General features: G+C 71.9%; 8 protein-coding genes. 2 read left to right on the forward strand and 6 right to left on the reverse strand.

The genetic code is table 11. From position 1 onward, the window contains the following. Positions 1–58 precede the first annotated feature (58 nt). Both VGL20_07495 and VGL20_07500 read left to right on the forward strand, forming a co-directional pair. Positions 59–715, forward strand: a complete 657-nt coding sequence (locus VGL20_07495; protein HEY2703518.1) for an HD domain-containing protein — start codon at positions 59–61, stop codon at positions 713–715. A gap of 3 nt (positions 716–718) precedes the next feature. Then, positions 719–1,501 (forward strand): hypothetical protein, encoded by a 783-nt coding sequence (locus tag VGL20_07500; GenBank protein HEY2703519.1) that lies wholly within the window; start codon positions 719–721, stop codon positions 1,499–1,501. 304 nt (positions 1,502–1,805) lie between these two features. Here VGL20_07500 and VGL20_07505 read toward each other — a convergent pair whose 3' ends face one another. The 6 genes from VGL20_07505 to kdpA all read right to left on the reverse strand — a co-directional run. Next, a complete protein-coding gene (locus VGL20_07505) occupies positions 1,806–2,036 on the reverse strand; it encodes a hypothetical protein (GenBank protein HEY2703520.1) in 231 nt (76 codons plus the stop codon). Further along, a complete protein-coding gene (locus VGL20_07510; protein ID HEY2703521.1) occupies positions 2,023–2,739 on the reverse strand; it encodes a GNAT family N-acetyltransferase in 717 nt (238 codons plus the stop codon). The genes VGL20_07505 and VGL20_07510 overlap by 14 nt, the downstream gene beginning before the upstream one ends. Positions 2,740–2,806: 67 nt before the next feature. Beyond that, positions 2,807–5,029, reverse strand: coding sequence for a hypothetical protein (locus VGL20_07515; GenBank protein ID HEY2703522.1), 2,223 nt, complete (start codon positions 5,027–5,029; stop codon positions 2,807–2,809). An 11-nt stretch (positions 5,030–5,040) separates the two neighbouring features. Continuing rightward, a complete protein-coding gene (kdpC, locus tag VGL20_07520) occupies positions 5,041–5,652 on the reverse strand; it encodes a potassium-transporting ATPase subunit KdpC (protein HEY2703523.1) in 612 nt (203 codons plus the stop codon). A gap of 10 nt (positions 5,653–5,662) precedes the next feature. Then, positions 5,663–7,744 (reverse strand): potassium-transporting ATPase subunit KdpB, encoded by a 2,082-nt coding sequence (gene kdpB, locus VGL20_07525; protein HEY2703524.1) that lies wholly within the window; start codon positions 7,742–7,744, stop codon positions 5,663–5,665. A gap of 16 nt (positions 7,745–7,760) precedes the next feature. After that, on the reverse strand, positions 7,761–9,220 hold a 1,460-nt coding region (kdpA, locus tag VGL20_07530; protein HEY2703525.1), incomplete at its 5' end, for a potassium-transporting ATPase subunit KdpA.

A 9,220-nucleotide genomic window follows, 5' to 3' on the forward strand; every position in this document is an offset into this window, starting at 1 on the left:
CCGCCCTCTCCTAGCCGGACAGGGGTACTGGAGTACGTCCCTGCGGCCGTGGACGCGAGTGCGATGCGGTCGACGCGTTCGTGCGTGGACGCCGGGGCGTTGCTACCGTGTTTCGCATGACCGACAGAGAGACGGCCGCGCCAACCGGCTGCACTGGGACCAGACCCGCAAGTCGACCCCCGTCCCCTACATCGGCCACCTCCTCGGCGTCGCCTCCCTGGTCGTCGAGAACGGCGGCACCGAGGACGAGGTGATCGCCGCGCTGCTCCACGACGCCGTCGAGGACCAGGGTGGCGCGGAGACGCTGGCAACCATCCGCCGGCGCTTCGGGGACGCCGTCGCGGACATCGTCGACGCCTGCTCCGACACCGACCAGCATCCGAAGCCGCCCTGGCACCAGCGCAAGCAGGACTACATCGACCATCTGAGGACCGCGCCGGAGGGCGTGCTGCGGGTCAGCGCCGCCGACAAGCTGCACAACGCCCGCGCAATCCTCTCCGATCTCCGCCAGGTGGGCGAGGCCGTCTTCGGCCGCTTCTCCGTGCCGATGGGTGGAACCCTCGCGTACTACTGCCTCCTCGACGACATCTATCGACAGCGTCTCGGCGGCAGCCTCGCCGGCGACCTCCATCAGGTCGTGGAGGAGCTGCTGCACGCCACCGGCTCGGAGCGGTACACGGCGCTCCCCGTGTACATCCCGCTCGGCGTGAGCTGACCGATGGCCGCTGCCCCGGCCCCACCGCCGGGCGCGCTGGTGAGCCCCGACGGGCGGTACTGGTGGGACGGGAACGTCTGGGCGCCGGTGGTGGCCGCCGCGCCCCCGGAACCGCCGCCGCACCAGCCGGGCTTCTGGGAGCGGCACCGGCTGCACGTCGCCGAGAAGCGATACGAGGCGCAGCGGGCCGAATGGCAGGGGCACGTCGACGGGCTCGAGGAGTACCTGCGGCTCATCCGGGGCTTCGCCGGCGACGGCGCCGCCGGGGGACTGGTCCTGAAGCGGGGCGAGACGATCTTCGGCCGCGTCGAGGGTGCGTCCCTGGTCGAGACGCGGGTGCAGGGCGGCCACTGGGCGAGCGCGTCCTCCGGCTTCTCGCTTCCCGTCGGATCGATCGGCGGCCGGTCCATCCGCTACCACGTCGGCAGGAGCCGCGGGCACTACGTCCAGGGGTCGCCGGTGCCGACCGCCATCGACCGGGGAACGATGGCGATCACCTCGCAGCGGGTTGTGTTCGTCGGGGCCCGGCAGACCCGTGAGTGCGCGTTCGCCAAGCTCGTCGGCTACCGCCACGACGGTGGGGAGCTGACCCTCTCGGTGACCAACCGGCAGAACCCCACGACGATCCACTACGGACCGGAGCTCGACGCCTGGTTCGTGGAGCGGTTCGAGCTGGCGCTGGCGCACTTCCGCGGCACCGTCGCGCAGCTGGACTCCCAGGTGGCCGGACTGCTCGTCGAAGCCGCGAGCCATCGACCCGAGCCGCCCGCCGGGGGCGCCGTCTAGGCTCAGCCCCCCGTCGCGGTGACGGTCTGCAGCCCCACCCAGCTGCCGCCGGTGGCGTGGTAGACGGTCCGGGTGTAGATCGCGTTGAAGGCGTTCGCCGACGGCAGGTTGGTGGCATCGGGCGCGCTCGACGCGAAGGCCTTGTTGTGGGCGCCATCGCGAGCAGTACGTCGAGTTCGCGCTGCGGCTCGCCGACAGCTACGTGGTCCTCGACGCCGGCGCCGTGGTCGCCGCGGGAGAGACCGCCGCCCTCGACGAGGCGGAGGTGCGCCGGCTGCTCGCGGCGGTCTCCGCCGGCGGCTGATCAGATGCAGCCGGGGAACACCCGGCAGCCGGGGCCGCCGGCGCATCCCGGGATGTCGGGTCGCTCGAGGGCATCGATCAGCGCGAGCAGGTCGTCGTGCACCCGCGAGAGCAGCTCCGCGGTCGACGGATCGATGCCACTCCCCGCCGACGCCAGCCGGTCGACGTCGTGGAGCACCGCGCGGGTCTCGCTCGACAGCAGCGACACCTGGACCGGATCAACCCCGATCATCGCCACCCACCTCCCAGAACGGCCCCGCGGGCGGGCACCCCTGGCCCGCGCTGCCGTCGCGACGCTCGAGAAGAAGCATGTCGCGCCAGCGACCCCGATGCTCGGCGATGCGCTCGCGCACTCCCACGACACGAAATCCGTGGGCGCGGTGGAGCGCGATGCTGGCGACGTTCTCGGGGAAGATCCCCGCCTGCAGTGTCCAGAGACCGGCGGCGGTGCTGGAGTCGATGGCCGCGGCGAGCAGGGCCGAGCCGATGCCGACGCAGCGCACCCCGGGATGGACGTAGATCGACTCCTCGGCGACGCCCGCGTACACCTCGCGGCAGGAGACCGGGGACAGCGCCACCCAGCCGAGCACCATCCCGGTGCGGCGGTTGACCGCGACGAAACGGTGCTCGGCGAGGTGGGCGGCGTCGAACCGGTCCCATTCCGGCGCGACCGTCTCGAAGCTGGCGTTGTCGGTGTCGAGGCCGGCCTGGTGGATGGCCAGCACCTGCTCGGCATCGCTGTCGCTCATCCGTGCGATCGCCACGTCGGCGAGGTCGGGGGTCCAGCGCGGCAGCGGCGCCGATGGCCACACCACCACCGCCGGCGGTGGAGGCCAGGTCAGCCCGGTGGTGCGAGCCCAGCGTCCCGCCACCACCGCCGCCAGCGAGAGGACCGGCGTTGGCGGCGGCTCGTCGAGCACCTCGACGGTCAGCATCTCTCGGGTCTCCTTCGTGCGGCGGGATGTCACCGCCGGCTCCGACTCGAGGATGCTCCCGCGACCCTCAACGAAGCCTCAACAACCTCGGCCGGGCGTTCAGGCGCCCCGCCGCGGCCGCCTGGGCCTCGTACTCCTTGGCGAGGATGTGGATGTCGACGTCCGACAGCATCCGGACCAGCCGGTGGAGGGTGTTCCGGGTCCAGTGCCCGTCGCCGCGGCCGCGGGTGAGCAGGATCTCGGTGGCCAGGGTCTCGCGCGCGTAGGCGGCGATCGCCGCCGCCGCCGAGCGCCCGTACAGGGTGATGAACTCACCGCCGAGCTGGTGGGTGAGGCTGGCGTACTCGCCGAGCAGCTCCTTCTCCGGCAGCGAGCGCCGGCGGGTGCGCACCGTGACCACCCGCATCGCCGCGTCGAGGCTGTCGGCGAGCCGCGCCGCGCGGCGGATCAGGCTCTCCATGTGCGGCCGCGGCGGCACGCACACCATCACCCGCGAGCGTGCCTCCCAGGGCCGGACGATGTGACGCTCGTGCATGTACTCGAGCAGCTGGCGGTCGGTGTGCTCGGCGATCAGCCGGAAGGTGGCGTCGCGCAGGGCGGCGAGCACCTCAGGCCGGAACTCGCCCTGCAGCGCCCGCGCCGCCTCCGCCGGGGGCACGATCTCGCCGCGGCGCAGCCGCTCGTCGAGGAGGGACGGGGTGACGTCGACCAGCTCGACCTCACCGGCGAGGGCCAGCACCCCGTCGTCGACGCGCGGGCCCGGCGGCATGTCACCGAGGATCGACCCCATCACCCGCGCCATGCTCTGGAGGTCGGCGAGGTGGAGAGTCGCAATCACCGTGATCCCGGCGTCGAGGATGCGCGGCAGCGCCTCGGGACGCGGCCGTCCGTCGACGTCGACGCCGGCGAGGTCGTCGACGAGCGCCACCTCCGGGTTGCGGGCGAGCAGCGCGTCGACGTCGAGGCGGTGGTGCGCTCCCGAACCGCCGGGGCCACCGAGCAGCTCGAGACCGGCGAGCGCCGTCTCCGACTCCGACCGCCCGGCGGTGTCGACCGCGGCGACCACCACGTCGGTGCCGCGCTGGCGGCGCCGCCGCCCCTCCTCGAGCATCGCGCTGGTGGTGCCCACCCCTCGCGCGTAGCCGATGTACACGCGCAGCAGCCCCCGGTCGCGGGCGCGGCTGCGCCCCTGGAGCAGCAGGTCGTCGGGTGTTGGACGCCGGCTCTCGACCCGGCCGTTGCGTGACCGTCCGTGACCGCCCCGGGCGACCACGTGGATGTCGGTGTCGGGCAGCCCGTCGATGAGCCGGTCGACGAGCCCGGCGCGCCAGCGCCCCAGCAGACCCTCGCCACTCGACTCGCCGGCGACGATGTGGCGCACTCCGAGCTCGCGGGCGGCCTGGATCACGGTGCCGGCCAGGTCGGTGGAGACGCGCTCGGCGAAGCCGCAGTGCAGCTGCTCGGCGAGCTGGCGCCACGGCGCCGAGGCGGCGGCGTCGTCGCCGGGGCGCAGCACGGTGAGCACGGTGCAGAGGCCGACGAGACGCCGGGCGATCCGCGCCCCGCGACGGATCAGCGCCTCCGAGCTGGGCCGCCGGGAGATCACCACGAGCACGTCCTGGGGGGGCGGACGCAGCGCGCTCCGGGCGGCGCCGGCGCCCTGCGCCACCAGCCGGAGCGCGATCTCCCGCAGCGCGCCGAGGTTGCCCGGCCGGAAGAAGTTGCGCAGCGCGGTGTCGACCTTGTCGAGCGGATAGATGTTGCCGTGGCGCATCCGCTTGCGGAGCGCGTCGGGGGCGATGTCGACGAACTGGACCTCGTCGGCGCCGTCGAGCACCTGGTCGGGGACGGTCTCGCGGACCGGGATCCCGGTGATGCCCTCGACCACGTCCTTGACGCTCTCGATGTGCTGGACATTCACCGTGGTGATCACGTCGATGCCGGCGTCGCGCAGCCGCTCCACGTCCTGCCAGCGCTTGGGGTGGGGCACCCCCGGGGCGTTGGTGTGGGCGAGCTCGTCGACCAGAGCCACCTGCGGCCGGCGGGCCAGCACCGCGTCGAGGTCCATCTCCTCGAGCGGCGTGCCCCGATAGGTCACCTGCAGGCGCGGGACCACCTCGAGCGGTCCCACGGCCTCGATGGTACGCGGGCGGCCGTAGGTCTCGACGAAGCCGATGACCACGTCCTCGCCCTGCGCCATCCGCTCGCGTCCCTCGCGCAGCATCGCGAAGGTCTTGCCCGACCCGGGAGCGGCGCCGAGGTGGACGCGGAGCGACCCGCGTCGGTCCATGGTGTCCCCGTCTAGCTGCTCGGCATGGCGTCGAGCGCGAGGTTGAGGGCGAGCACGTTGACGTGCGGCGCGCCGAAGATCGCGAGCGACGCGCCGTCGGTGTGCTGGTCCACGAGCGTCCGCACCCTCCCGGCGTCGAGCCCACGGGCCCTGGCGACCCGGTCGACCTGGAGCAGGGCGGCGGCCGGGCTGATGTCCGGGTCGAAGCCGGAGAAGTCGGTGGTGACCAGGTCGATGGGGACGTCGCCGTGCAGCGTGGGATTGGCCTTGCGCACCGCCTCGACGCGCTGCCGGACGGCGTCGATCAGCGCCTGGTTGCTCGGCGCCAGGTTGTCGCCGGCGGAGTTGGCGGCGTTGTAGGGCTTGGTCTTGGTGGGGTCGTTCTCGTCGACGGTCGCCGAGGGACGGCCGTTGAAGTACCTGTCCGAGGTGAAGTTCTGGCCGATGAGCCGGGCGCCGACCACCTTGCTCCCCGAGCTGATCAGGCCGCCGTTGGCCTGGTCGTGGAACAGTCCCTGGGCCAGGCCGGTCATCGCCAGGGGGTAGAGGAGGCCGCCGATCACGGCGATCACCAGGGTGGCGCGGAGCGCCCGCAGCACCTCGGCGGGGAGGGAGGTCTTCATCGTCGCGTCCTCAGGCGAGGTGGATGTTGGTGATCAGGACGTCGACGGCCTTGATGCCGATGAAGGGGATGATCACCCCTCCGACGCCGTAGATCAGCAGGTTGCGGCGCAGCAGCGCGGCGGCGCCGATCGGCCGGTACCTGATGCCCTTCAGCGCCAGCGGGATCAGGGCCACGATGATCAGCGCGTTGAAGATCACCGCCGAGAGGATGGCGCTGTTCGGGCTGTGCAGCCGCATGATGTTGAGCGCGCCGAGCGCGGGCAGGGCGGCGGCGAACATCGCCGGGATGATCGCGAAGTACTTGGCCACGTCGTTGGCGATGCTGAAGGTGGTGAGCGCGCCGCGGGTCATCAGCAGCTGCGTGCCCGTCTCCACGATCTCGATGAGCTTGGTGGGGTTGCTGTCGAGGTCGACGAGGTTGCCCGCCTCCTTGGCCGCCTGGGTGCCGCTGTTCATGGCCACGCCCACGTCGGCCTGGGCGAGCGCGGGGGCGTCGTTGGTGCCGTCGCCGGTCATCGCCACCAGCTTGCCCTCGGCCTGCTCCTTGCGGATCAGCGCGAGCTTGTCCTCGGGGGTGGCCTCGGCGAGGAAGTCGTCGACGCCCGCCTCCGCGGCGATCGCCGCCGCGGTCAGCGGGTTGTCGCCGGTGATCATCACCGTGCGCAGCCCCATCCGGCGCATCTCCGCGAAGCGCTCGCTGATGCCCGGCTTGACGATGTCCTTGAGGTGGATGGTGCCGAGCACCCTGTGGTCCTCGGCGACCACCAGCGGGGTGCCGCCGGAGCGGGCGATGGTCTCCACCTGCTCGCGCACCGCGTCGGGGAGGTGGCCGTTGGGCGTGGTGCCGGTGGTGCACCAGGCGGCGACGCTGTCGGCGGCGCCCTTGCGGATGCTGGTGCCGTTGCGGTCGACGCCGCTCATCCGGGTCACCGCCGAGAAGGCGACGAACGTCCAGGCGGACACGTCCTCCTCCTCGACGCCGATGCGCCGGGCGAGGGCGACGATCGACCGCCCCTCGGGGGTCTCGTCGGGCAGGCTCGCCAGGGTGGCGGCGCGCACCAGCCGGCTCATCGTCACCCGCGGCGCGGGCACGAACTCCGAGGCCTGGCGGTTGCCGAGGGTGATGGTGCCGGTCTTGTCGAGGAGCAGGGTGTCGACGTCGCCCGCGGCCTCGACGGCGCGGCCCGACATCGCCAGCACGTTGCGCTGCAGCAGCCGGTCGATGCCGGCGATGCCGATCGCCGAGAGCAGGGCGCCGATCGTGGTCGGGATGAGGCAGACCAGCAGCGCGATCAGCACGGTGACGCTCACCGACGTGCCCGCGTACACCGCGAAGGGCTGGAGCGTGACCACGGCGAAGACGAAGATGATCGTCAGCCCGGCGAGAAGGATGTTGAGGGCGATCTCGTTCGGCGTCTTCTGCCGGCTGGCGCTCTCGACCAGGCCGATGATCCGGTCGATGAAGGTCTCGCCGGGGTTCTGGGTGATCTCGATGACGATGCGGTCGGAGAGCACCCGGGTGCCGCCGGTCACCGAGCTGCGGTCGCCGCCCGCCTCGCGGATGACCGGCGCCGACTCGCCGGTGATCGCCGACTCGTCCACCGAGGCGATGCCCTCGATGATGGTGCCGTCGCTGGGGATGATGCTCCCCACCTCGCAGACGACGATGTCGCCGCGGCGCAGCTCGGGCGCCGGCACGGGCTCCTCCTTCCCGCCCCGGCCACCCGAGAGCCGCCGGGCGACGGTGTCGCTGCGGGTGCGGCGCAGGGTGGCCGCCTGGGCCTTGCCGCGGCCCTCGGCCACCGCCTCGGCGAAGTTGGCGAAGAGCACCGTGAACCACAGCCAGAGGCACACCTGGCCGACGAAGCCGATGTCCTCGTTCCGGTTGAAGATCCCGGTGACGAACGCGTACGTGGTCATCACCGCGCCGATCTCGACGATGAACATCACCGGGTTGCGCGCCTGGGAGCGCGGATCGAGCTTCTTGAACGACTCGCCGATCGCGGGCACCACGATGGCGGGGTCGAAGAGGCTGCTCCTGGGCTGCCGTCTGGGCTCGCGAGGGCCCGGGTCCGTTGCGGACACGGCCATGATCTCCATCCCTCTCTCAGTGGGCCAGCTGGCCCGCATGCAGCTGCAGGTGCTCGAGGATCGGTCCCAGCGCCAGCGCCGGGAAGAAGGTGAGCGCGCCGACGATGAGGATCACCCCGATGAGCAGCCCGGTGAACAGCGGCGTGTCGGTGGGGAAGGTCCCCGCGCTCGCGGGCACGACCTTCTTCCTGACCATCGAGCCGGCGAGGGCGAGCAGCGGGATCAGGAAGATGAAACGCCCGATCCACATCGCCGCCGACAGCGTGGTGTTGTAGTACAGGGTGTTGCCGCTCAGCCCGGCGAAGGCGCTGCCGTTGTTGCCGGTGGTCGAGCTGAAGGCGTAGAGGATCTCGGAGAAACCGTGCGGCCCCGGGTTGAGCGGCCCCGCCTGCCCGCGTGAGGCGAGAACCGAGACCGCGGTGAAGCCGAGGATGGAGGCGGGCAGGGCGAGGATGCCGAGGGCGGCGAGCTTGACCTCGCGCGACTCGATCTTCTTGCCCAGGTACTCGGGCGTTCGTCCCACCATCAGCCCGGCGATGAAGACCGCGAGGATGGCGAAGACGAGCATGCCGTAGAGGCCGGAGCCGACGCCGCCCGGGGTGATCTCACCGAGCTGGATGAGCACCATCGGCACCAGGCCGCCGAGCGGGGTCCAGCTGTCGTGCGCGGAGTCGACCGAGCCGGTGCTGGTGCCGGTCGTCGCCGCCCCGTACTGGGCGGACTGGATGGCGCCGAAGCGGACCGACTTGCCCTCCATGTTGCCGCCCGTCTGCTGCGCCGTGGAGGTCCAGGTCGCGCCTGCGCGCGCCAGGGCCGGGTTGCCCGCCTGCTCCTGGTAGGCGGCGAACGCGGCGCCGCTGACGAGCACGATCGCCATCGCGGCGAAGATCGCGATGCCCTGCTTGACGTTCCGGGCGAAGCGGCCGAAGGTGAACGCCAGGCCGAAGGGGATGCAGAGCACGAGCAGGATCTGGAACGCGTTGGTGAACCCGGTGGGGTTCTCGTAGGGGTGGGCGGAGTTGGCGTTGAAGAAGCCGCCGCCGTTGGTGCCGAGGTCCTTGATCGCCTCCATCGAGGCCACCGGGCCCTGGGCGATGGTCTGGGTGGCCCCCTCGAGGGTGTGCACCACCGTGGAGGCGTTGAAGTTCTGGATCGCGCCCTGGGAGACGAGGACGAGGGTGGCGACCACCGCGATCGGCAGCAGGATGTACAGCGTGGCCCGGGTGATGTCGACGTAGAAGCTGCCGATCGTCCTCCCGCTGCGCCGCACCAGCCCGCGCACCAGGGCGATGGCGAGCGCGATGCCGGTGGCCGCGGAGAGGAACTGGTGGAAGGCCAGGGCGAGCATCTGCGACAGGTAGCTCATCGTCTGCTCGCCGGTGTAGTTCTGCCAGTTGGTGTTGGTGGTGAAGCTGATCGCGGTGTTCAGCGAGAGATCGGCCGGCACCGCCGGGAGGTGGTTGGGGTTGAGCTGGG

The organism is Candidatus Dormiibacterota bacterium (assembly GCA_036495095.1).
Taxonomy (GTDB): Bacteria; Chloroflexota; Dormibacteria; order Aeolococcales; family Aeolococcaceae; genus CF-96.